Raw genomic sequence first — 21,843 nt, forward strand, 5'->3', positions numbered from 1 at the left:
AGCCAACTGCAGCCAGGCGACACCGTAACCAGCCAAGCCGGGCACGGCCGGTAAACGGCTTGGCGGCCAGCGAAACGCTATGCTAGCTTGACGCCTCGCCAGGAAGGCCAGACAACGCCTGAGCGCACCCGAACAAGAAGAGGACACCCCATGGCCGAGGCCACGCCTGCGCTGGAAATTCGCGATCTGCACAAACGCTACGGCGACCTTGAGGTGCTCAAGGGCATCTCCCTCACCGCTCGCGACGGCGATGTGATTTCCATCCTCGGCTCATCCGGCTCCGGCAAATCGACCTTTCTGCGCTGCATCAACCTGCTGGAAAACCCACACAAGGGGCAGATCATCGTGGCTGGCGAGGAGCTCAAACTCAAAGCCACGAAGAATGGCGACCTGGTTGCCACTGACAACCGCCAGATCAATCGCCTGCGCAGCGAGATCGGCTTTGTCTTTCAGAATTTCAATCTGTGGCCGCACATGAGCGTGCTCGATAACATCATCGAGGCACCGCGCCGTGTACTCGGCAAGAGCAAGGCTGAAGCCATCGAAATGGCCGAAGCGTTGCTGGCCAAGGTCGGTATTGCCGACAAGCGCCACGTTTACCCCAATCAGCTTTCCGGCGGCCAGCAACAACGCGCAGCCATTGCCCGCACCCTGGCCATGCAGCCGAAAGTCATCCTGTTCGATGAGCCCACGTCGGCCCTCGACCCGGAGATGGTACAAGAAGTGCTTAATGTGATCCGCGCACTCGCCGAAGAAGGCCGAACCATGCTGCTGGTTACCCACGAGATGAACTTTGCTCGCCAGGTGTCCAGTGAAGTGGTGTTCCTGCATCAGGGCCTGGTCGAAGAACAAGGCTCTCCTGAACAGGTATTCGAAAACCCGAATTCGGCGCGCTGCAAACAATTCATGTCCAGCAACCACTGAAAACACGGAGCAACTACGCATGCAGAACTATAAGAAGATCCTGCTGGCCGCGGCCGCCACTCTGGCCTTCGGCACCAGCGCCGTCGCTGCTGACAAACTGAAACTGGGCACCGAGGGCGCGTACCCACCCTTCAATCTGATTGACGCCAGCGGCCAGGTCGGTGGTTTCGATGTAGAAATCGGCAAAGCGCTGTGCGCCAAGATGAAGGTCGAGTGCGAAGTGGTCACCTCCGACTGGGACGGCATCATCCCGGCGTTGAACGCGAAGAAATTCGACTTCCTGATCGCGTCCATGTCGATCACCGAAGAGCGCCAGGCCGCCGTTGACTTCACCTCGCCTTACTACACCAACAAGCTGCAGTTCATCGCGCCCAAAGGCGGCGATTTCAAAACCGATAAAGCCAGCCTGAAAGGCAAGGTTATTGGCGCACAGCGTGCGACCATCGCCGGCACCTGGTTGGAAGACAACCTCAACGGCGTGGTTGATATCAAACTGTACGACACCCAGGAAAACGCCTACCTCGATCTGTCGTCGGGCCGCCTGGATGGCGTACTGGCTGACACCTTCGTCAACTGGGAATGGCTGAAGAGTGATGCCGGTAAAGGCTTCGAATTCAAGGGTGATCCGGTATTCGACAACGACAAGATCGGTATCGCCGTGCGCAAGGGCGACGCCCTGCGTGACAAGCTGAACGCCGCCCTGGCCGAGATCGTGGCTGACGGTACCTACAAGAAGATCAACGACAAGTACTTCCCGTTCAGCATCTACTAAGCTGCCGGCACTGCGCCGCCCTCCGGGGCGGCGCAGGCTTCTGAGCCTCTATGAATTTCGACCTCTACGGATTCGGCCCGGCCCTGGCTGCTGGCACCCTGATGACCATCAAGCTGGCGCTCAGCGCGCTGTGCCTGGGTTTGGTGCTTGGCCTACTCGGTGCCCTTGCCAAGACTTCTCCGTACAAGCCGCTGCAGTGGCTTGGCGGCACTTATTCAACCATCGTGCGCGGGATTCCCGAGCTGCTCTGGGTGTTGCTGATCTATTTCGGCACCGTGCAACTGATGCGCAACCTGGCGGACCTGCTCGGCATCGAAAGCCTTGAGCTGAATGCCTTTGCCGCCGGCACCATCGCCCTCGGCATCTGCTTCGGCGCGTATGCCACCGAAGTGTTTCGCGGCGCCATACTGGCCATACCCAAAGGCCATCGCGAAGCCGGCCAGGCGCTGGGCATGTCCAAGCCACGAATCTTCTGGCGGCTGATCCTGCCGCAGATGTGGCGCATCGCCCTGCCCGGCCTGGGCAACCTGTTTATGATCCTGATGAAGGACACTGCACTGGTCTCGGTGATCGGCCTGGAAGAGATCATGCGCCGCTCACAAATCGCCGTGACTGCAAGCAAGGAACCCTTCACCTTCTATATGGTGGCGGCCTTTATCTACCTGGGCCTGACCGTACTGGCGATGATCGGCATGCACTTCCTCGAAAAACGCGCCAGCCGTGGCTTTATCAGGAGTGCCTCATGAACTGGGAAGTGATCATCAAGTGGCTGCCACGCCTGTCAGAAGGCGCCTTGCTGACCTTGGAACTAGTAGCCATCGCCGTTATCGCCGGACTCATCCTGGCGCTACCGATGGGCATCGCACGCGCCTCACGGCACTGGTATGTGCGCGCCCTGCCTTACGGCTATATCTTCTTCTTCCGCGGCACACCATTGCTGGTGCAACTGTTCCTGGTTTATTACGGCCTGGCGCAATTTGATGCAGTACGCCAAGGTCCACTCTGGCCCTACCTGCGCGACCCTTACTGGTGCGCCGTCCTGACCATGACCATGCACACTGCGGCCTATATCGCCGAGATTCTGCGTGGCGCGATCCAGGCAGTGCCACCGGGCGAGATCGAAGCAGCGCGCGCACTGGGCATGTCGAGAGCCCAGGCAATGCTGTACATCATCCTGCCACGCGCCGCGCGCATCGGCCTGCCCGCTTACAGCAATGAAGTGATCCTGATGCTCAAGGCCAGCGCGCTGGCCAGCACCGTGACCCTGCTGGAGCTGACCGGCATGGCCCGCACGATCATTGCCCGCACCTACCTGCCCGTGGAGATATTCTTCGCGGCCGGAATGTTCTACCTGCTGATCGCCTTCCTGCTGGTGCGCGGGTTCAAGCTGCTGGAGCGCTGGCTGCGCGTCGACGCCTGCCAGGGCCGTTGATTACCCGAGGGCCTAGCCCCTCGGGCGGTATTGCTCATGCCAGCCTCATCAAGCCCCGCAGCCCTGCAAAACGCTGACCTGCAGCAGCGCTTCAACGTACTTGATCGTTTTCTGGTCGAGCACCAGGCACTCTGGCGACCACGACCGTTCGTGTACCACACCGGCCTGCCGTGGGAAGCTGAATACCCGCAACTGGCCACCTGGCTCAGGACGCAAAGCCTGGAGCATGCAGAAGCTGCACATAATCAGCCGCATCGGTTACCCGCACCCGCGCCATTCCCGCAACTGGCCGCCCAGGCTCACATGCTAAGCCTGATCGGTGAACTACCTCGACAACCAGGCACCGCTCTGCCCCCACGCCTTAGCAATGATGTGCCGGGACGCAAGTGGCAGCAGATCGACGCCTTCGCCCGCAGCCTGAGCTTTACCCACGCGCCGCAGCACTGGCTGGACTGGTGTGCCGGCAAGGGCCACCTCGGACGCCGGCTGGCGCACGACGGCGGCACCCTGACCTGCCTGGAATACGACGCACACCTGGTCAACAGCGGCCAGTTGCTCAGCCAGAAGCTCGGCATCAGCGCCGCCCATATTCAACAGGATGTACTGGCTGAGAATGCTGCCAGACGCTTGCAGGCACACCACTGCCCGGTGGCACTGCACGCCTGTGGTGAACTGCATATACGCCTGCTGCAACTCGCCAGCCAGATTGGCTGCCAGCAACTGGCCGTCGCCCCCTGCTGCTATAACCGTATCAACAGCACCCACTACCAGGCATTGTCCGCAAACGCCCAGGCATCCGCGCTGAAGCTGTCCATCGATGACCTCGGCTTACCCATGAGTGAAACCGTCACAGCTGGCGCCCGTATACGTCGTCAGCGCGACCAATCCATGGCCCGCCGCCTGGCCTTCGACATACTGCAACGCCAACTCCGCGGTATCGACAAATACCTACCTACGCCTTCCGTGCCGGCTGCCTGGCTGGACAAACCCTTTGCTGATTACTGCCGCGACCTCGCCACACTGAAACAGCTGCCGGCACCAACCCGAGATGACTGGCCGCACCTGGAGCAACAAGGCTGGCAACGCTTGGCCGAAGTACGCAACCTGGAACTCTTACGCGGATTATTCCGTCGCCCACTGGAACTCTGGCTGCTGCTAGATCGCGCACTGTTTCTTCAGGAGCAGGGCTATAACGTGCGCCTGGGCACCTTCTGCGCAACCGAGCAAAGCCCGCGAAACCTGCTGTTACTGGCCGAACACCAACATCAGTTGCCCACAGCTTCTGTGGATAACTCTGTTGACAGATTCTGAGCAAATCACGCAAACGCTCGCCAATTCACGCCACCAATTAACTGGACATTTTTTGATCTAAAAAGTATTTCCTTTAAAAACATACCGTTAGCAAATACAGCGAACCAGCGCACAAAGTTTGCGCACGCTCGTACCAAATGCACTGCGTATGTGCATAAGCCATCGCCCACTGATAACGAGGCCAACACAGAACTGCACACAGATGGCTTTACTCGGCCAAATGAATGGATATAATGGCGACCCTCAAAGGCCGGTATAGCTCAGCTGGTAGAGCAACTGACTTGTAATCAGTAGGTCCCGGGTTCGATTCCTGGTGCCGGCACCATATAAAAAAGCCCCGCTGCGATGCGGGGCTTTTTTTACACTGAATATGCTGGCTCACCGACCTCTTGACTCAAACCAGTTCGGGCACCTTGGCGATCACTGGCAGTTTTAAGTAACGCATTACATCGGTATCGGACTTTAAGCTGTCATCCAGAAACTCTACGACAAATGCCAAGCCAACACCGCCAATCAGACCAACAACGAGCACGCCCACTAGTACCAGCCACAGCTTGGGGCTGACCGGGCGATTGCTGACAGTGGCCCAGTTAACTACCGATACATTACCAATCTTGGCTGCAGCCTGTGCCGAGAGAAATCGTGTTTCCTCGGTTTTCTCCAGGTACAGTTGACGCGTTTCTCGCAGTACTTGCAGCTGCTGGACTAAATGTTTGTATTGCGCTTCCTGGCCATTTAGGTCGTCCATACGCGCCCGTGTCTCCCGCTCAAGCTGCAGCCAGTTCTCCAGCGCTTGGCGATAGCCGGCAAGCAGGGCTTCATGCTGCATCAGGTCATCACGCAAGCGTGCATGCAGTGGGTTGATGCCACGCTCTGATGAGGTGTATCGCTGCCCTTCCTGACTTTTCAGCAAACGATTGATCACCGCGATTTCCTCGCGCAGGGAACGCAGACGTGGATCATTATCAGAGAAGCGCTGCGCAATATCGGCCTCCTGGCGCTGCAAATCCGCCAGTTGCTTGCTCAGTTCACTAATGGCATATCCGTTGGACGTTTCGGCACCGCTCAACTGGGTTGTGGCAGGCACCGAGGCCAACTGCGAGCGAAGAACCTCAATCTGACGTTCGGACTGGCTAACAGAGACCTTAAAGCTGTCGATGTGCTTGCGGACTTCATTAATGCGTTCAATCTGCTGACTACGCTGCTTGTCCACGTCGACAATTTGCTTCTCGGTACGGAAACGGTTTACCGCTTTTTCGGTTTCTGCCAGCTGACTATCAAGCTGCGTCAGCTGTTCTGTAAAGAATCCGGCCTGCTCACGCTGGTAGATCCTCACGCGCTCGGTGAGGTACTGGCGCACCAGTTCATTGACGCCTAGCATCGCCGACTCCGGCGATTTACTGCGTAGCGAAACCTCGATGATATTGGAGCTTTTTAAAGCCTGAGCATTGAGGTCCTTCAGAAAGCGATTCACCGCCTGGCCTTCCAGAGTCCGGTCACTGGAAAGAGGAAAGAAGTAGTCCTCCAGACCGCGATAGATATCACGACCCAATTGCAGCACCCCTTTTGGGGTATACCAGGGGTGCTCCACATCGATACCCGGAAACAGGCGCTGGGGCGTCACCTGAGACACCACTTTCTGCGCCAGGTCACCGCTGGTAAGGATGCTCGACTCTGAATGCAGTTGCTCTTCACGCACAACCGACATCATCGGCGTACGAAACTGACTGGTTGCCAGTACGGGCATGTAGATATCTTCCTGGCCGATTCTCACCAACAGACGCGCGGTGGACTCGTAGGTCGGAGCGATCAGCTTGAGACCGGCAAAGCCACCGAGTAACGCCGCCAGAAAGAAGCAACCAACAACCAGCTTACGCTTGAACAAAATATTAAGAATGTCACGAATAGTCATCGGGCATTTACCTGCATAGCTTTACGGCGGAAAACCTCGGCAGCTGGGCGCTGACTGCCATCAGCACGATATAAGCCAAAAGAACCCAGGCCATCCGGCGATGGGTAGTCTTCCAGGGCAAACCAGTAGACACGCTCTACGTTAGCCGCCAGATCACCACGCACGCCATGACCGTATGGCGCAGATGTCAGACGCTGCTGGATAAACTCCAGGGTGGCCATCAGGCGCTCACTAAGCTCCTGATCAGTGACACCCAAGCGGTGGTCAGCCACGAAATAACCTATCTCGGTAATCCATATGGGCTTATCTGGATAGCCTTTGAGGTCCATCATCAACTGCAGATTGAAGACCTTGCCCAGATAGCCGGGATCATCGTGACTGCCCACAACGCCGAGCTCGGCATAACGTTTCACATCACGATCCATATCTTCAGGGTCGCGTATCCCGTCCCACCAATGAAACAGATAGGGGTGCACGGCCATGATGTCGAAGGTCTCGCCATAGGCGACGTCGCCCTCCCACAATTGCCAGAAGAAAATCAGATCGGACTTCGACAAGCCTGGATGTACCAGTTTGATCTGCTTACGCACACCTGCAGTCTCTTCATGCACCGCACGCATCAAGCGCACGAAAGCCGGCGCATCGGGTTTTGGCCCCCAGAACTGCTTGATATTCGGCTCGTTCCAGACTTGCCAGTAAACGATTGGGGTGAATGTTTGCGGGTAATTACCGTTCGGGCCATAGCGTTCGATGGAGGCTTTCAGGAAGCGCGCATAGTCGGCAAAAGCCGAATCTGCGGGTGCCATCTGGTAGATCTCATCAGGTTTGCTTTCTGGCCGTAGGGCCCACGCTGGCGCATAGTGGACTATCGGAAACAATTCGATCTGCTCTTCATAGGCCACCCGCACCAAAGTATCGAGCGCCTGCCAATCGTATTGCCCTTTCACCGCCTCAACTTGACGCCACTCCCAATCCAGCCGGACCTGGCTGACACCCAACGCCCTGGCCTTCTGGAAGCGTGCACGCAAGCTGCTTTCATCGCCGGGAATCCACATGGCATTGATGCCGATGGACAATGCCTGCGCGCTAGCTACTGTGCTGCACAGCAGCACCACCAGCAGCACCAACTGACGCAAGATGCGGGCAAGAGTAGGGCTATTCATCAGTCATTGTCGTCCTTGTCATGCTCGATCACATAACTCACCCCAAAGCCCAGCTGGACACCCTTGAACAACACCAGATCGGTGATGTACTGCTGAACCCAGCGATTGGCATTGGCAATGGGCGAGCGCGGTACATAGATCACGTCGGAAGGCGATAGCGCCACCTGCAAGTCGACCTTGCTCTGTTCGACGGCTCCATCACTGAGGTCCAGGTGATAAGGGATTGGCTCACCGTTGGGGCCTTTGCGAATCAGGATAACCGACTCCATATTGGCGGTAGGTAGCGTACCGCCAGCGCGGTAGATGGCCTGAATAACCGACATCCCACCGTCCAGTGAGACCACCTGAGGCACAGAGACCTCACCACCGACATAAGCGCGAAAGCCTTTAAAAGATCTCGCGATCACTGCAATAGAGGGATCTTTCAAGTGCTTGGAGTACTTATCGGTCAACACAGCATCCAGCTGCTTGGGCGTCATGCCGGCGACCTTGAGCTCATCAATCAATTGCAGCGTGATGTAGCCATCAGGGCGCACTTTGATCGCTTCATTGAGCTCCTGGGTGTAGAAGAACTTTATCTCCAGATCATCGCCAGGGCGGATCAGGTACTCGAGCTCGGGAACAACGCCATCACCGCCAACCAGAGGCAAGCCTTCAGCACCCGGCAAGTGATTGACCTTGATCGCGCTGCAGCCTGCAGCCAATACGGCAGCCAACAACACAAGGCTGCATTTCAAGCCCATTCCCCACATAAGCAACTCTTCCTTAGCAACGTAGATCCGATGGTCTGCGGTAACGCCCTATAACCAGCGATACAGCCAATCCGGAATAAAATTGAGAGTCCGATTGAGCACCACCCCAAGCAGCTCACCACCGCTTTCCTGCAAGCGCTGGCTGACATAGCGCGCGACCTGGCGACGGGTTCTGTTGGCATGAGCCACCAGCACGACGCCATCCATACAGTTGGCGGCCACCATCGATACGGGAGAAACCGTCGGCGGAGGCATGTCCCACAACACCAGGGCAAATTGCTCGCGCAAATGGCCGAAGACCTCTTGCGTATCGTCACCGCCGAGACCGAACAAGCGCAGGCAGGTATTCAGCGACAGGCTCACTCTGGCGACCGCCTGGCCCGGAATCCGCAAGCGCTCCAAGTCGCCATCCAGACCTTCGTCATCACTCACGTCAGCACGCACTTCCACCACCAGTACCTGACCAAAGGCTGCCGCCAACTCTTCAGCCGCCTGCTGGGCAATAAACGTGGCACCGACCCGACGTGCCACACCAACAATCATCAGCTGACTGAGTTGGCGCTGGCGCGCCTCGCGCAGAACCCGAGCCATTAGCTCCTGCATGGGCAACGCCAGACGGCCATCTCCCACTAGAGGTTGAGGTACTGCTTGAGGATTGACTGCATTCATATTGCTATCCCTTGAGCTCGCTGAGGACGCTAACCGCGCGACAGCCGTTTACCCACCTCTATGATGGGTTTCTCGATAAATACGTGGGTGAGTTGACCAACCAGCAGTGTCGCCAGCCCTGCACCCAGAACGACCAGCCAGCCCAATGGCTGACTCAATTCCAGATAGGGGAAGAGCTTGCCAAAACATGCCAGCACGAAAGGATGAGAAAGGTAGATCGAATACGACGCGTCGCCAGCACGCACCAAACCATCACGCACACTCGGCATGCGCCCCGAGGCACGGATACGCTTTTCACGATTGAGTAATGCCAGCAGGAACATTGCGTAGGCACCACCGAACAACAGCACCCGTAGCGGCTGCTCGCGATTGATGGTGCCCGAGTCAGCAGCCACAGCAGCGGCCGCCACCAGCACCACGCCGAGCACGCAAGGTAGTAGCCAGCCCGAATAGTCGCTGGTCGACCAGAAGCGGTAGATACAGGCACCCATCGCGAACTGTGCGATATACAGCGACAGGATGTGGAAATCCCAGAAATCCACGCCCGAATACTCACGCAGTAACCACTTAGCAAAAGCCAGCACCGACATCAGCACCAGCACCGAGGCAAGCCAGTTGTATGTCAGAAAGCGCGCTACCAGAAAAACCGTGGCGTAGAACACCAACTCATGCTCAATAGTCCAGCCGACAAAAAGAATCGGCAGATCCGCTTGCGGCAACATCAACAATGACTGGGCAACTGACCACCAGTCATGCTCGCCAGAGCCCATGGTCATCGCCGGATTGAATAACCATAAGGCGACCACCAGGCTGGTGAAGAAGAAATACATCGGAAAAATCCGGATAAACCGGCTGATCAGCCAACGGCGCGGCTTGAAAGGGGTGGTGAAGGTTATGTAAGTCATGATGAAGCCGCTGATCACGAAAAACATATCCGGGGCCGAATAGCCGATATTGAGCGCGTAGGCACTATGAAAGTCGGCCCAGCCAGGCAGCTTGCGGGCAATGTCCTCAACATGCACCAGCAGCACCATAAGCACCGCCACACCGCGCAGGCGCTGCACACTCAACAGTTCGCCAGCATGCACAACCGGCTTGGCCAATGCCTTGCTATAGACGCTGGCGAACTCTCGGAAAATGGCCGTCATGGCGATCCCGGCAGCAACAGCTGTCCTTTACCGAGGCAACCTTGCCCGAACACTATCCCGTCAATTGATCGACTTGGCAGCATCTTCACTCTCCTTGGCCCCTGTTCACTTACACGCCTCAACAAGCACTGGACCGGCCTGCTGAGGACTTGCCAGAACATCCCGATAAAGCTGTTGCAGCTGATCGACATGGCGACTACGGCAATGCTGCTGCGCGACCAGTTCCCGTGCTGCGCGGCCGAGGGCCAGCAAATCAACATGCCCATCCAGGGCTCGCTGGAGACCCTGTGCCAGCGCCGCCACAGAAACCGCAGCCGCCTGCAACCCGGTTTTACCGTCGTGCACATAGTCGGCAATGCCACCGACCGCAAAGGCCAGGACTGGCGTTTCAAATGACATGGCTTCAATACCAACCAGGGGACCCGGGTCATCCCACACCGATGGCAACACGAACAGATCTGCCGCGCGGTAATGGCCAGCCAACGCCTCCTGCGGTAACCACTCAATAAAATCGATATACCCGGCAATGCCGTAGCGCTGGGCCATGGCTTTGGCAACCGCCAAGCGCGGACCAGACGAAATAGCGCTCAGGCGCCAATCACCCCGCACCTGTGCAAGGGCCTTGATTAACACTTCAAGGCCTTTGCCCTTGACCGCCTGACCGGTAAATAACAGGCGCAATGGACGCTCACGACCAGGCACGCCTGTCGCCTTGGCTTCACCCATCGAGGCCAACCCCTGGGCTTGCTGATCAAACCGGCTGAAATAAGGCACCACTTGTACGCGTGCATTTTCAAAGCCGTTAACCAGCAGCACTCGACGCATATGCTGACTACCGACAACGGCACCCGAGAATCCTTGATAGAGGTCTCTTTCAGCCATTTTTGCTGGCAGATTCTGCAGCCCAGGCACTCGACTACCGGGCTTTGGGGCACCGATCAAACAGCCCTGCGTAATGCAGGACCAGCCCAACGCACGCGGGCAACGATCGCCGGGGAAACGCCGACGACCACGACGCAAGCACATCGAGGTGTAGTCATGAAACGAGCGCAGCAAAGGAATCCCCAACGACGGCAGGGCCTGCAAAAGCGGCAAGACACTGCATAAATGTACGTGCAGTACATCGGCACGCCAGCTACGAATCGCCTGCAGGCTCTGCATCAGGTCATAGGGATGGTCAAAACCCTGCGGGCTGAGCGCCAGCAACTCAACCCCCCGGCAATCCAAGTACTCCGGCACCACCCCACCGCCATGCGCCAGAGCCACCTGGTCACCACGCTCACTCAAGGCCCTGGCCAACTCCAGCACGTAGTTCGGCAAGCCACCAATAGACAGCGTCTCGACCAGCAATAACACCCTCATCGTGCGTCCTCATGCACAGTTACAGCCATGCCCACAGCCGCCGCATCTGGATTGCTCAGCCCCAAAGACAGGAGCAGCACCAGCAGGAAATGCATGTTCTGCAACAGCAGCATGTCGACCATGGCGAACACCATGTAAGCCGCCAGGGTGCCGATAGCCGCCAGAGTAAAAACCGATGAATTATCCTGTTGGCGCCCCCGCCAACGCTTTAATAAATGCCGGGCCATCATCAGCAAGAACGCCAGGTAGGCCAGCAGGCCGAACAGACCGGTGCCGGCAAGAATTTCCAGGTAGGTGTTATGGGCATGCAGCGAGGGATAACCTAACTCAACGTTGAGCCACACCTCGCGGGAGAAAAACTCATCGCGGAAGTTGCCCAACCCCACACCAAATAGTGGGTTTTCTTGAAACACCTCAAGGGCTACCCCCCAGATAATCAGCCGATCAAGCACCGCCTCCGGACGGCCAGGAACCAGCCCGGCAATACTGCCATCCCAATTTGGCAACATGGCCACAGTCAGTACGATGACCAGTGCAGCGATACCGCCAACCAGCACCAACCAGCGCCACAGCGCTGGCCGCATGACCAACAACATGACCAGCAGCAAAGCCAGACCGCCGAGTAAGCCGCCGCGAGACTTGGTTGCCGCAAGCCCGGCCAGACAGATCAGTAGGCATAACCCGGCCAGCAGGCGCATGCCGGGCCGTGGCGCACGGAAAAGAAAGGCAATGGCCACACTCATGCTCATCACCAGATACATAGCCAAGCCCTGCGCGCCACCAAACGCACTGCCGGCCCGCCCGGAAATATCAAAGGTGTGGCGAATTTGCGCCATGTCTCCTTCAGGGATCGGCACGGGGATCCCCAGCATGCCGGTCAGACGCGTACCATTGCTAGCAAGCTCATACAAGCCATCGATGGCAAACAGGCAAGGCACCAACAGCATGGTTACCGCGGCAAAACGCCAGAAACGCTCATCCGGACGAAATACCAACAGCAACATGGGGAGCACGACAAACCACTCAACGATGCGCAGCACCTGTTTCAAGCTGCTGCCTTGGGCAATCGAACCGATCTGAGCCAACAGATTGGCCAGAAGAAACGGCAGAATGGCCCATACAACGATAGGCACCCGGATGTCCTGAAATAGCGGCGCTTGCTCGCGCTGCAGCATCAACAACCAGAGCCCCCCCAGACCACCAGCAGCCCGTCCGCCGCGTTTAGAGGTAGACCGGCAAGGCTTTTCTGGATGGGAATGGCCAGACTGATCACAAACAATACCAGCAGATACTGCGGCTGCTTGCTCAGCAGCAGGCAACCGCCCAGGGAAGCTGCAAGCACCATACCCGGCAAGGGATAGAGCACGGTCAACAAAGCCATAACAAAGCCCAACGGCACGGCCAATACCACGCCCCGCCAGCTCAGGCTGGCCGGCTGCAGCAGTGACTTAAGCACCATGCCTATCCACCTTGACGAAGGGGTTTAGCGCCATCACCTGGAGGTTAGCTCGCAGCAAGGCGAGGGCTGCCGGACGCTGCTGCGGTCGTATGCAACGCAGCAGCAAACGCAAGCTGGCGAACAGCATGGCGAGATCGGTCAAACCCTTGAGCAGAAGTAGCTCGGCAATACTGCGGTGCTTGCGGTACAAGCGATAACGGCTGCGGCGCAGCTCATAACGCATACGCAGGGCCGTACTGCTGAGTTCGAGCTGAGCCCGTCTCCCACTCGGTGCCCGCCCGGATGACTTACCGCCGTGGTGCAATACACGCAACTGCGGCAGCAACCATAACTGCCAGCCCTTACTACGCGCCCTCACACACCAGTCGACATCCTCGTCATACATAAAAAAACCATCGTCGAGCAGCCCCACATTGCCCAGCAATTCACCGCGCAGCAGCATGCAGGCACCGTGCAAACGCTCTAGAGCCAAAGGCTCGGTGTGCCCTGCAGCGGGGTACTGCGGGCCATGCCAGGCGCGCCGAAACATTTCCGGCAGACTGGGGAAGCGGCTGGGGTAGTCCTGGTCAGCCCCGTCATCGGCATTCACCACCCGCGGGCTCACCACTCCCACCTGTGGATTTTGCTCCAGCGCCTGCAGCAGGCCATCGAGCGTACCGGCCTCCACCAGCGCATCGCTATTGAGCAGCAACACATAATCACTGCGACAAGCGCGCAACGCTAAATTATTGCCTCCCGCAAACCCCAGGTTGGCACCTGCATCAATCAGCCGAACATCCGGGTGGGCCTGGGCAATCACCGATAAGCTGCCATCCTGAGATGCGTTATCGACTACCACGATATCCAGACGAGCACGCAGCGGAGCAAACCGCTTAAGCGAGTCGACACACTCGACGACCAATTGCGCGGTTTTGTAGTTGACGATAGAGACGGTCAAGCAACTCATATTAGGACTCCAACCCTGTTCGCATGCGCCGCCCCAAACCCAGGCAATAGTCACGCACGAACGCGGGGCTAACCCCGGCAAAGCCATAAGCCTCGCTAGCACTGCGGATATCCAGCCAGAACGGGTCATATTCGCGAAGGTTGTTAACCAGCAACTCACCGCCGCCATACCCTTCGATCAACCACTGCGCGACCCGCCCACAGGCCACCCCATGACCTGCGCCAAGATTGAACAAACCCGCCTGGGGCTGCTCGGCAATTCCCACCAATGCCTCGGCCAGAACCTCTACCGGTAGAAAGTCACGTTCTACGAAAGGGCTCATGTCCAGCACAATGCGCCCCTGGTCACGTAAGCTGGACATGGCCATGGCAAAGAAGCTACGCCGCCCCGGCACTGGCTCATAACCGCAGACATTGCTCAGCCGCAGCACCGTCAGACGTTCGCCGAGCAATACGCGCAGCGCTTGCTCGCTGGTCCATTTGGCGCGGCCATACAGATTCAACGGCTGTGGCTGCAACGCTTCGTGCAATCGACCATCATGGCCGGCCGGGCCATACACCATCCGCGAGCTGAGCATCAGATAATGGACCTGAGGATGACGCTGCAGCATGCTGGCCAAGTGCACATCGACATCACGGTCAGAGCTGTAAGGTTGTGCTTTCAGAGCGCTATCGAATGCGCAATTAATCAGACAGCCAACCCCCTCCAACCATGCATCACTTGCCAAGGCGGCACTTCGGTCGATAAAGCGCCAACCCGCCGTTTGCGCCTGTGCGCGCAAGGCCTGACCAATAAAACCAGTGCCGCCCACCACAGCAATGCTCATGACTCACTCCAGAAGAAAGCATGCATGCTCAAACGTCGACGCAGGCCCACTGGTAGGTATCGGTAACGCAATCCCAATGCGAAACCGCAGTACTTGCCGAAGGTGCGAATGAAAATACCCACCACCTCAGCCAAACGGCTATGTGCCCAGGCAGCGGCCAACTCAGCGCGTACAAACCGCAAGCCCTCTCCCGACGCGGCCAGGCGCACATTGCGCAGTTCATCATCCATTGCCATCAACGTACCGATATCGAAATAGCGCTTGAGCTCTTGCCATACGCTGTAGTCATGGCTGTGCACGACACATGACAGTGGCTGATAAACCCGGGCATAGCCCCGTTGCAGCAGGCGCAGCGCCACCGCCATATCCTCCCCCAGTGGCAATCGCTCGGGAAAGCCGCCGACGTCCGCCAGAGCAGCACGTCGATAAGCCGCAAAAGAGTTGGAGCAATACACGGCCTTGATGCCGCGCGCCGGCAAGTCAGCCAACATGCTGCGCTCAGCTGTGGCCGGATAATTGAATTCACGGGCAAAGCGCTCCGACAGGCTGGCATTGCTGCGAGCCAATTGCCTGCCATACACCAGGGCAACAGCGTCATCCTCGAAGGGCTGTAGCAGGCACTCCAGCCAGTCAGTGCCGCTCGGACAGGCATCCTGCGTCAGATAAACCAGGAACTCACTATCGGCACACAGCTGAAGAGCCAGATTACGCGTTTTCCCATGGCCAAATTCGCTGCGTTTGATGCTGTGTAACTGATGCCCGGCGGCAGTAATCAGCGCCGCACTGGCATCAGTGGACGACGAGTCGATAAACAGTACGCGATGCACGGTTTGAGGTAGCACCGCGAACGCGGCCAGCAAGGCAGGCAGGTAGTCCTGGGCATTCAAGGTCAGTACCACAACACTGGTACGCGCAAGGCGCTCTGTCATTTCAGAATGCATTCTTGCCACCCAAACCACCGAACACGGTTTTCAGCACAATCCACAGGTCCAACTCAAGCGACCAGTTTTGGATGTAATGGATGTCGTAAGAAAAGCGCTCTGTCAGGTGCTCCTCGGTGAAGGTATTGCCACGCAAACCATTGACCTGAGCCCAACCGGTAATACCTGGCCGCACCTTGTAACGCTCAACAAAGTCCGCCACGACCGCTTCGTAGGTACGCTCACCGGCTTTAACCCCTGGCGGATGAGGGCGCGGCCCTACCACCGACATATGCCCCAGCAATACGTTAATAAACTGCGGAAACTCGTCGAGACTGGTGCGCCGTAGAAAATCGCCTACCCGTGTCACACGGCTATCACCGCGCTCCGTCAAGCGGATTTCCTTGCTCTCACCCAGCGGATCAAAGGTCATGCTGCGGAACTTGTAGATACCGAACAGCTGGTTGCGCAGACCATAGCGCTGCTGTTTGAACAACACTGGCCCCGACGACTCCAGTTTGATTGCCAGGGCAATCAGCAGACCGAACGGCAAAAACACCAACAAGGCACATGCCGCAAAAGCTATATCAAACAGCCGCTTGACCAGGCGACCTTCCACCGGTAACCGATTCATGCCAAGCAACATCATTTTATGCGGCCCCTGCTTGGGCCAGCGGGCAAACGTATGACGCAACACCGGCACTTCCGGAGCCAGATAAACGCTGCCCAACTGAGCGCGCAGAAGACTGGCCAGTTCATTAACCCGCGCCCCTGCACTGTTAGGCAGGGCAATCACAACGCCATCGATGTCTCTGGGCAGGCACCCCAGCTCAGCCGTACTGGCCAGCAAAGGAACAGGCAAGATCGCCGGATCGATCCGCGACTGACGGTCCTCAATAAACCCAATCACGTCTATATCCGGCTCATGCTGGGCCATATGCTGAACAATGATCACGCCCTGCTCACCAGCTCCCACTACCACCAGCCGCGTCTTACGCGCCCAGCGATGTGCAAACCGCTGCAACAAAAGGCGGCCAAGCAGCGCGAGTAACAGTAATAACGAAAAGAGTCCGAAGAGTAGCGGCGGCGGCAACAATGGTCGGCCGGCCAGCAGCAAAAGCACTTGCAACAGGCCGATGGCCAATACAACGTTAAGCAATGCACTAACCACCAGCAGCGCCCGCGCCACCGTTGGCTGGCCCAGACTTTTGTAGGCCCGCACAGGCATACAGGCGAAAAACACACCTAGGAAAACACCCCAGAACCGCCAGTCGCTCGGCACCTCAAGCCCCGCCAGCACGCACAGCCCGCAGCCGACTGCGACAGCTAACACGCCACAAAGCCCGTGTATCGCCCGCAATAGCAGCAACTCCACCCGCAACATCGCAGCCGCGTCGAAACGTCGTACGGAATGCCCAGACGCAGACCCTTTACGCCGGCGAAACTGCCTCAGGCGCTCACGCGAAAAACGCTCCGGCGCTTCACTCGAACCTATCATCTTGCCTCCGTTGCATATGCCTTCCCTGAGCCCAACACCTACCCGATTTCGCTCAATCAGGTATTTGCCTCAAGACTCAGATCAGACAATGCAGCGCCAGGCACAGCCAATTGCAGCGGGATGGGCGCATCTGCAACACCAAACAACTCGCCATAGCGATCCAGATTACTGGCATACCAATCAGCCAGCATGCCAAGGTCATCGCGCAAGCTGTGTTGAGGCCGCCACCCCATTGCCTCGAGTTTGGCCCAGGAGATCGAGTAGCGGGCATCGTTGAAGGGACGATCCGCCACAAAATCTACAACCTCATCGACTCCACGACCAAAAAAGTCGCAGATCAATTCAGCCATTTGCAAGTTGGTATATTCCTCGCACGTACCAATGTTGTAGGTCTCGCCTACCTTTCCGCGCTCGGCAATGAACAACACAGCACGGGCAAAATCCCTCGTACTGAGGTAGTGCCGACGGTTACTGCCATTGCCATGCAAAGGCAGACGACGCCCCGTCAGCATGTGGCAAATGAACCGAGGAATGATCTTTTCCGGAAACTGGCGAATGCCATATAGGTTGTTTGCCCGGATAACCACGATTGGCTCGTGATACGACTGAATGTAACCACGCAGAATCATCTCTGCAGCAGCCTTGGAGGATGAGTAGGGATTGGTCGGACGCAGCACATCGTCTTCGACCGCTGCACCATCCATCACCTCACCGTAAACCTCATCAGTGCTGACATGCACCACCTTGGCCACACGCTCCTGGCGGCACGCTTCCATCAAACTGTGGGTACCCAAAACATTGGTTCGGGTGAACTCCAACGAGTTGCCAAATGAATTATCCACATGACTTTCGGCAGCGGCATGGATCACCAGAGTTGCACCTTTTACCGCCCTGCAGCAGAACTCCAGATCGGCAACATCGCCCACCAGCAACTGCACCCGATTGGAGAAAACATGATGGGAAATATTTCTTACATCACCGGCATAAGTCATTTTATCCAGCACCACAATGCGCGCATCCGGATATTGCAAACAGGCCTCATCAACAATATGTGAACCCGCGAACCCTGCACCGCCCGTAATCACTATTTTGCGCATATTAAATCCCTCTCCGAACCCACCAGGACGAGTGCACACCCGCCTCTATAAGTAAAAATCCTTTTCAGAACAAAGAATTAATTATTCAAAGCAATTGATCCGCCAACGGTCTCCGCTCTAATAAAAATTGACGTCAAATTATTATCAGACTCACACCTAACATCTCGCCCGGACTCGCCGCCAAAACAGCACAAGCAGAACAGCAAATGCAGCAAAATTCACGCCACCATAAAAAATACCCAACATAGGCAATGACAGGTTTTCAGTGAAAACCGCAGCCAGCGACAGCAGCAAAAGCAGTGCCGTACCGTGATAAATTAAATTTGTTACAGGCACACGCATTGCTAAAAAAGCCAACTGCAGTGGAGCTGACAACGCAATGGCAACAACCCCAAACCCCATAAAACTCAACGCATTAGCGCCAGCGAAATAAGCATCGCCATACAGTAAAACCAACAAGTCTCCACCGAACAGCAAGACAACTAACAAATACGCAACCGCCGGCAACGCAAAAAACACCCCCCAACGCACCACATAAGCGACAAACCCCTTATCCGCATACTGCGCATAACGCCGCATAAATTGCGGCCGCAAATAATTGGTAGCCCCCACAAGTAACGGATTGACCAGGTTAGTCAATGCCATACATGCCGCAAAACCACCGACCTGAGCCAACCCACCACCCAGCAAGGCTAGCCAGGGGTAGAGTTGAAGACTGGCGACATGACAACCTCCGCCCAGCACCAGCCAACGCCCATAGCGCGCAAATGACTGCGCACGCTGCCAACTATCAGCCCAAGAGTGCCAGCCCCAAAAAACACGCTCTTGGTATACACCCAAAAACGTTGGCAACAATGAAGCACAGGCGATAACAGCAAATGCAGTGACTGCGGACAATGCCTCAAAAAGAATCAGCACCGAGACTAACCCGAACTGAATGGCAGATGAAAGCAAATCAAATCTAAATGAGCGCGCCAACTTATCGGCGACATATAAGTGACGCCTAAAGAACTCTCTATAAACAAGCCCTATCAAAGCAAACGGCAACACTAAACCAAGCACCGACAGGCTGTAGAGACCGACGCACAGTCCAATCCAGAAAAACGCTACAACAACAGACACTAACGCCAAGTTACTCAGCATTGCCGCACTAAAATACAAGCGACGCCCCTCGCCCTCCTGAGACTGGAAGTAGGTGTAGGGTGTAGCCACGAGCGTGTCGCCCAGAGAAATCGCCAAAAAACAAAATGAAAAACCCAGCGCAAAAACACCCAACTCCTCCTGCCCTGCCCAATACCCCAATGCCATGACAGTGGCAAAATTAACCAGACTTTGCAGCGCCTGCCCCAGTAAAACCCAAACCCCACCCCCTAACTTTTCCATTCAGCCGCCTATCCATTATTGAAAACGCACATCACACAGGCCGACTTGACGCCCCACAAAAGTGCAGAAAGAAAAAAGCGAACAACCATGGCGCACTTAACGACTACGGCAACACACATGGTTGACAGTCCAATCCATAAACCTATCATCTTGCCCACAAGGCATGCACACTACATTGCAGCAGCGAAAGTTATATTAATGATCAGGAACAGTATAAGAATGCGAATGGAGCGCACCGGATTAAGCAACCACGCGCCTGACACTCAAAGATAGAATTTCGCTCGATACCATCAGCTCAGCCGACACACCCTGCCGAACCACACAACAGGCGCTGCCTATGCACATCCTTATCACCGGCGGCGCCGGCTTTATCGGATCAGCACTGATTCGTCACCTGCTGAGCAACACTGCGCATCAGGTACTCAACCTCGACAAGCTGACCTATGCCGGCAATCTCGAGTCGCTGGCCAGTGTTGCTGATCATCCGCGCTATCGCTTCGTGCAGGCGGATATTGCCGACAGCACAGCTGTAAGCCAGGCGCTGGCCGAGTTTCAGCCGGACGCGATCATGCATCTTGCGGCGGAATCACATGTCGACCGCTCCATCGACGGCCCAGCGGCGTTTATCCAGACCAATATCGTCGGCACCTATGCATTGCTCGAAGCCACGCGCCATTATTGGATGCTGCTGGACCCGGCGCGCAGGGCAGCGTTTCGCTTTCACCATATTTCCACTGACGAGGTGTATGGCGACCTGCACGGCGTAGATGATCTGTTCACCGAGACCACGCCTTACGCCCCCAGCTCGCCCTACTCGGCGAGCAAGGCCGCATCGGATCATCTGGTGCGCGCCTGGCAGCGCACCTATGGCCTGCCGGTGCTGATCAGCAACTGCTCGAACAATTATGGCCCTTACCACTTCCCGGAAAAGCTGATCCCGCTGGTGATCCTCAATGCTCTGGATGGCAAGCCGTTACCGATATACGGCAATGGCCAGCAAGTGCGTGACTGGTTGTATGTGGAAGACCATGCCCGCGCACTGTTAAAGGTGGTGAGCGAAGGTAAGGTCGGCGAAACCTACAATATCGGCGGGCACAACGAGCAAAAGAACCTGCATGTAGTGGAAAGCATCTGCGTGCTGCTGGACGAGTTGGCCCCACGCCAGAACGGCTCATATAAAGAGCAGATCAGTTTCGTCAGCGACCGCCCAGGCCATGACCTGCGCTACGCCATTGATGCCAGCAAGATCGAACGTGAGCTCGGCTGGAAACCCGCCGAGACCTTCACCAGCGGCCTGCGCAAAACCGTGCTTTGGTATCTGAACAACCTCGACTGGTGTCGGCGCGTGCAGGATGGCAGCTACCAACGCGAACGCCTCGGCGCCCCCCAAGGAGCAGCACAATGAAAGGCATCATTCTGGCAGGCGGCTCCGGCAGCCGCCTGCACCCGATCACCCTCGGCGTGTCCAAACAGCTGCTGCCGATCTACGACAAGCCGATGATCTACTACCCGATCTCCGTACTGATGCTCGCCGGCATTCGTGAAATCCTGATCATCTCAACGCCACAGGACCTGCCGAATTTCCGCAAAATGCTTGGTGACGGGCAGCAGTTCGGCCTGCACTTCGAGTATGCCGAACAACCCTCACCCGACGGCCTCGCCCAAGCCTTTGTATTGGGCGAACACTTCATTGGTGGCGACTCGGTCTGCCTGATCCTCGGCGATAACATTTTTCACGGCCAACACTTCACCGAGAAACTTCTGCGTGCTGCAGCCGAGCCCTCGGGTGCTACCGTATTTGGCTATTGGGTCAATGACCCGCAGCGCTTTGGCGTGGTTGAGTTCGACGCCCAGGGCAAGGCCATTTCCATCGAGGAAAAGCCCACCGTCCCTAAATCCAGCTATGCGGTGACCGGCCTGTACTTCTACGACAACGATGTGGTCGAAATCGCCAAAGCGGTCAAACCTTCGGCGCGCGGCGAGCTGGAAATCACCGATGTCAACAATGCCTACCTGCAGCGCGGCGACCTACGTGTAGAGCGTTTCGGCCGTGGTTTTGCCTGGCTCGATACTGGCACCCACGACAGCCTGCTGGATGCCTCGCAATACGTGCAGACCATCGAACACCGTCAAGGCTTGAAAGTCGCCTGCCTGGAAGAAATCGCCTACCAGCAGGGCTGGATCAATCGCCAGCAACTGCTGGCCCAGGCCAAAGCCTTTGGCAAAACCGGCTACGGCCACTACCTGTTCAAGCTGGCCGAGGATTGAC

The 21,843-nt window shown here is 56.9% G+C and carries 21 protein-coding genes and 1 tRNA gene; 8 read left to right on the plus strand and 14 right to left on the minus strand.

Features of this window, described 5'->3' with window-relative positions:
- Window positions 1-150 precede the first annotated feature (150 nt).
- The 6 genes from OU997_RS06670 (at window position 151) to OU997_RS06695 (ending at window position 4,764) form a co-directional block, all read left to right on the plus strand.
- Window positions 151-924 carry an ABC transporter ATP-binding protein gene (locus OU997_RS06670; protein WP_108489318.1) on the plus strand — a complete coding sequence of 258 codons (774 nt, stop codon included), beginning with the start codon at window positions 151-153 and terminating at the stop codon, window positions 922-924.
- Window positions 925-943: 19 nt separating this feature from the next.
- Window positions 944-1,696 (plus strand): ABC transporter substrate-binding protein, encoded by a 753-nt coding sequence (locus OU997_RS06675; protein WP_108489319.1) that lies wholly within the window; start codon window positions 944-946, stop codon window positions 1,694-1,696.
- A 50-nt stretch (window positions 1,697-1,746) separates the two neighbouring features.
- Window positions 1,747-2,442 carry an ABC transporter permease gene (locus OU997_RS06680; protein ID WP_267809471.1) on the plus strand — a complete coding sequence of 232 codons (696 nt, stop codon included), beginning with the start codon at window positions 1,747-1,749 and terminating at the stop codon, window positions 2,440-2,442.
- A complete protein-coding gene (locus tag OU997_RS06685; RefSeq protein WP_108489321.1) occupies window positions 2,439-3,128 on the plus strand; it encodes an ABC transporter permease in 690 nt (229 codons plus the stop codon). The genes OU997_RS06680 and OU997_RS06685 overlap by 4 nt, the downstream gene beginning before the upstream one ends.
- Before the next feature lie 36 nt (window positions 3,129-3,164).
- Window positions 3,165-4,439 carry a methyltransferase gene (locus tag OU997_RS06690; RefSeq protein WP_267809472.1) on the plus strand — a complete coding sequence of 425 codons (1,275 nt, stop codon included), beginning with the start codon at window positions 3,165-3,167 and terminating at the stop codon, window positions 4,437-4,439.
- 249 nt (window positions 4,440-4,688) lie between these two features.
- A tRNA-Thr gene (locus tag OU997_RS06695) sits at window positions 4,689-4,764 on the plus strand.
- Window positions 4,765-4,833: 69 nt separating this feature from the next.
- Here the strand turns inward: OU997_RS06695 and OU997_RS06700 are convergent.
- The 14 genes from OU997_RS06700 to OU997_RS06765 form a co-directional block, all read right to left on the minus strand.
- Window positions 4,834-6,351, minus strand: coding sequence for a GumC family protein (locus OU997_RS06700; protein ID WP_108489323.1), 1,518 nt, complete (start codon window positions 6,349-6,351; stop codon window positions 4,834-4,836).
- Entirely contained in the window at window positions 6,348-7,475 is a 1,128-nt protein-coding gene (locus tag OU997_RS06705; RefSeq protein ID WP_146180711.1) for a hypothetical protein, read from the minus strand. Before OU997_RS06705 ends, OU997_RS06700 begins: the two co-directional genes overlap by 4 nt.
- A 38-nt stretch (window positions 7,476-7,513) precedes the next feature.
- On the minus strand, window positions 7,514-8,251 hold the full coding sequence (locus tag OU997_RS06710) for a polysaccharide biosynthesis/export family protein (protein WP_158271580.1): 738 nt from the start codon (window positions 8,249-8,251) through the stop codon (window positions 7,514-7,516).
- Window positions 8,252-8,314: 63 nt separating this feature from the next.
- A complete protein-coding gene (locus tag OU997_RS06715) occupies window positions 8,315-8,935 on the minus strand; it encodes a CpsD/CapB family tyrosine-protein kinase (protein WP_146180712.1) in 621 nt (206 codons plus the stop codon).
- A gap of 29 nt (window positions 8,936-8,964) precedes the next feature.
- Window positions 8,965-10,083, minus strand: coding sequence for an acyltransferase family protein (locus tag OU997_RS06720; RefSeq protein WP_108489327.1), 1,119 nt, complete (start codon window positions 10,081-10,083; stop codon window positions 8,965-8,967).
- A gap of 105 nt (window positions 10,084-10,188) precedes the next feature.
- Window positions 10,189-11,445, minus strand: a complete 1,257-nt coding sequence (locus OU997_RS06725; protein ID WP_108489328.1) for a glycosyltransferase family 4 protein — start codon at window positions 11,443-11,445, stop codon at window positions 10,189-10,191.
- Entirely contained in the window at window positions 11,442-12,578 is a 1,137-nt protein-coding gene (locus tag OU997_RS06730) for an O-antigen ligase family protein (protein WP_267809473.1), read from the minus strand. Before OU997_RS06730 ends, OU997_RS06725 begins: the two co-directional genes overlap by 4 nt.
- A 41-nt stretch (window positions 12,579-12,619) precedes the next feature.
- On the minus strand, window positions 12,620-12,904 hold the full coding sequence (locus OU997_RS06735; RefSeq protein ID WP_267809474.1) for a hypothetical protein: 285 nt from the start codon (window positions 12,902-12,904) through the stop codon (window positions 12,620-12,622).
- Entirely contained in the window at window positions 12,894-13,850 is a 957-nt protein-coding gene (locus OU997_RS06740; RefSeq protein WP_158271582.1) for a glycosyltransferase family 2 protein, read from the minus strand. Before OU997_RS06740 ends, OU997_RS06735 begins: the two co-directional genes overlap by 11 nt.
- 1 nt (window position 13,851) lies before the next feature.
- Entirely contained in the window at window positions 13,852-14,676 is an 825-nt protein-coding gene (locus OU997_RS06745) for an NAD-dependent epimerase/dehydratase family protein (RefSeq protein ID WP_267809475.1), read from the minus strand.
- Complete coding sequence (locus OU997_RS06750; protein ID WP_158271583.1) at window positions 14,673-15,605, minus strand: glycosyltransferase family 2 protein; 933 nt, start codon at window positions 15,603-15,605, stop codon at window positions 14,673-14,675. Before OU997_RS06750 ends, OU997_RS06745 begins: the two co-directional genes overlap by 4 nt.
- A 1-nt stretch (window position 15,606) precedes the next feature.
- Entirely contained in the window at window positions 15,607-17,094 is a 1,488-nt protein-coding gene (locus tag OU997_RS06755; RefSeq protein WP_267809476.1) for an exopolysaccharide biosynthesis polyprenyl glycosylphosphotransferase, read from the minus strand.
- A 56-nt stretch (window positions 17,095-17,150) separates the two neighbouring features.
- The gene (locus OU997_RS06760; protein WP_108489334.1) at window positions 17,151-18,191 is read right to left on the minus strand and encodes a dTDP-glucose 4,6-dehydratase; all 1,041 of its coding nucleotides are present in this window, start codon (window positions 18,189-18,191) and stop codon (window positions 17,151-17,153) included.
- Window positions 18,192-18,347: 156 nt separating this feature from the next.
- On the minus strand, window positions 18,348-19,574 hold the full coding sequence (locus tag OU997_RS06765) for a lipopolysaccharide biosynthesis protein (protein ID WP_267809477.1): 1,227 nt from the start codon (window positions 19,572-19,574) through the stop codon (window positions 18,348-18,350).
- Between the two features lie 337 nt (window positions 19,575-19,911).
- Between OU997_RS06765 and rfbB the strand changes: the two genes are divergently transcribed.
- On the plus strand, window positions 19,912-20,979 hold the full coding sequence (gene rfbB / locus OU997_RS06770) for a dTDP-glucose 4,6-dehydratase (protein ID WP_108489336.1): 1,068 nt from the start codon (window positions 19,912-19,914) through the stop codon (window positions 20,977-20,979).
- Window positions 20,976-21,842: a glucose-1-phosphate thymidylyltransferase RfbA gene (gene rfbA, locus OU997_RS06775; protein ID WP_267809478.1), complete on the plus strand. Its 867-nt coding sequence runs from the start codon at window positions 20,976-20,978 to the stop codon at window positions 21,840-21,842. The genes rfbB and rfbA overlap by 4 nt, the downstream gene beginning before the upstream one ends.
- Window position 21,843: the final 1 nt, after the last annotated feature.

The sequence above is a fragment of the Pseudomonas sp. SL4(2022) genome (assembly GCF_026625725.1).
Lineage (GTDB): Bacteria > Pseudomonadota > Gammaproteobacteria > Pseudomonadales > Pseudomonadaceae > Aquipseudomonas.

What these genes read in the sequence shown, in the direction of transcription:
- OU997_RS06670 (WP_108489318.1), top strand. Translation starts at nt 151, where the DNA reads ATGGCCGAGGCCACGCCTGCGCTGGAAATTCGCGATCTGCACAAACGC.
- OU997_RS06675 (WP_108489319.1), top strand. Translation starts at nt 944, where the DNA reads ATGCAGAACTATAAGAAGATCCTGCTGGCCGCGGCCGCCACTCTGGCC.
- OU997_RS06680 (WP_267809471.1), top strand. Translation starts at nt 1,747, where the DNA reads ATGAATTTCGACCTCTACGGATTCGGCCCGGCCCTGGCTGCTGGCACC.
- OU997_RS06685 (WP_108489321.1), top strand. Translation starts at nt 2,439, where the DNA reads ATGAACTGGGAAGTGATCATCAAGTGGCTGCCACGCCTGTCAGAAGGC.
- OU997_RS06690 (WP_267809472.1), top strand. Translation starts at nt 3,165, where the DNA reads ATGCCAGCCTCATCAAGCCCCGCAGCCCTGCAAAACGCTGACCTGCAG.
- OU997_RS06700 (WP_108489323.1), bottom strand. Translation starts at nt 6,351, where the DNA reads ATGACTATTCGTGACATTCTTAATATTTTGTTCAAGCGTAAGCTGGTT.
- OU997_RS06715 (WP_146180712.1), bottom strand. Translation starts at nt 8,935, where the DNA reads ATGAATGCAGTCAATCCTCAAGCAGTACCTCAACCTCTAGTGGGAGAT.
- OU997_RS06720 (WP_108489327.1), bottom strand. Translation starts at nt 10,083, where the DNA reads ATGACGGCCATTTTCCGAGAGTTCGCCAGCGTCTATAGCAAGGCATTG.
- OU997_RS06725 (WP_108489328.1), bottom strand. Translation starts at nt 11,445, where the DNA reads ATGAGGGTGTTATTGCTGGTCGAGACGCTGTCTATTGGTGGCTTGCCG.
- OU997_RS06735 (WP_267809474.1), bottom strand. Translation starts at nt 12,904, where the DNA reads ATGGTGCTTAAGTCACTGCTGCAGCCGGCCAGCCTGAGCTGGCGGGGC.
- OU997_RS06740 (WP_158271582.1), bottom strand. Translation starts at nt 13,850, where the DNA reads ATGAGTTGCTTGACCGTCTCTATCGTCAACTACAAAACCGCGCAATTG.
- OU997_RS06745 (WP_267809475.1), bottom strand. Translation starts at nt 14,676, where the DNA reads ATGAGCATTGCTGTGGTGGGCGGCACTGGTTTTATTGGTCAGGCCTTG.
- OU997_RS06750 (WP_158271583.1), bottom strand. Translation starts at nt 15,605, where the DNA reads ATGACAGAGCGCCTTGCGCGTACCAGTGTTGTGGTACTGACCTTGAAT.
- OU997_RS06755 (WP_267809476.1), bottom strand. Translation starts at nt 17,094, where the DNA reads ATGATAGGTTCGAGTGAAGCGCCGGAGCGTTTTTCGCGTGAGCGCCTG.
- OU997_RS06760 (WP_108489334.1), bottom strand. Translation starts at nt 18,191, where the DNA reads ATGCGCAAAATAGTGATTACGGGCGGTGCAGGGTTCGCGGGTTCACAT.
- OU997_RS06765 (WP_267809477.1), bottom strand. Translation starts at nt 19,574, where the DNA reads ATGGAAAAGTTAGGGGGTGGGGTTTGGGTTTTACTGGGGCAGGCGCTG.
- rfbB (WP_108489336.1), top strand. Translation starts at nt 19,912, where the DNA reads ATGCACATCCTTATCACCGGCGGCGCCGGCTTTATCGGATCAGCACTG.
- rfbA (WP_267809478.1), top strand. Translation starts at nt 20,976, where the DNA reads ATGAAAGGCATCATTCTGGCAGGCGGCTCCGGCAGCCGCCTGCACCCG.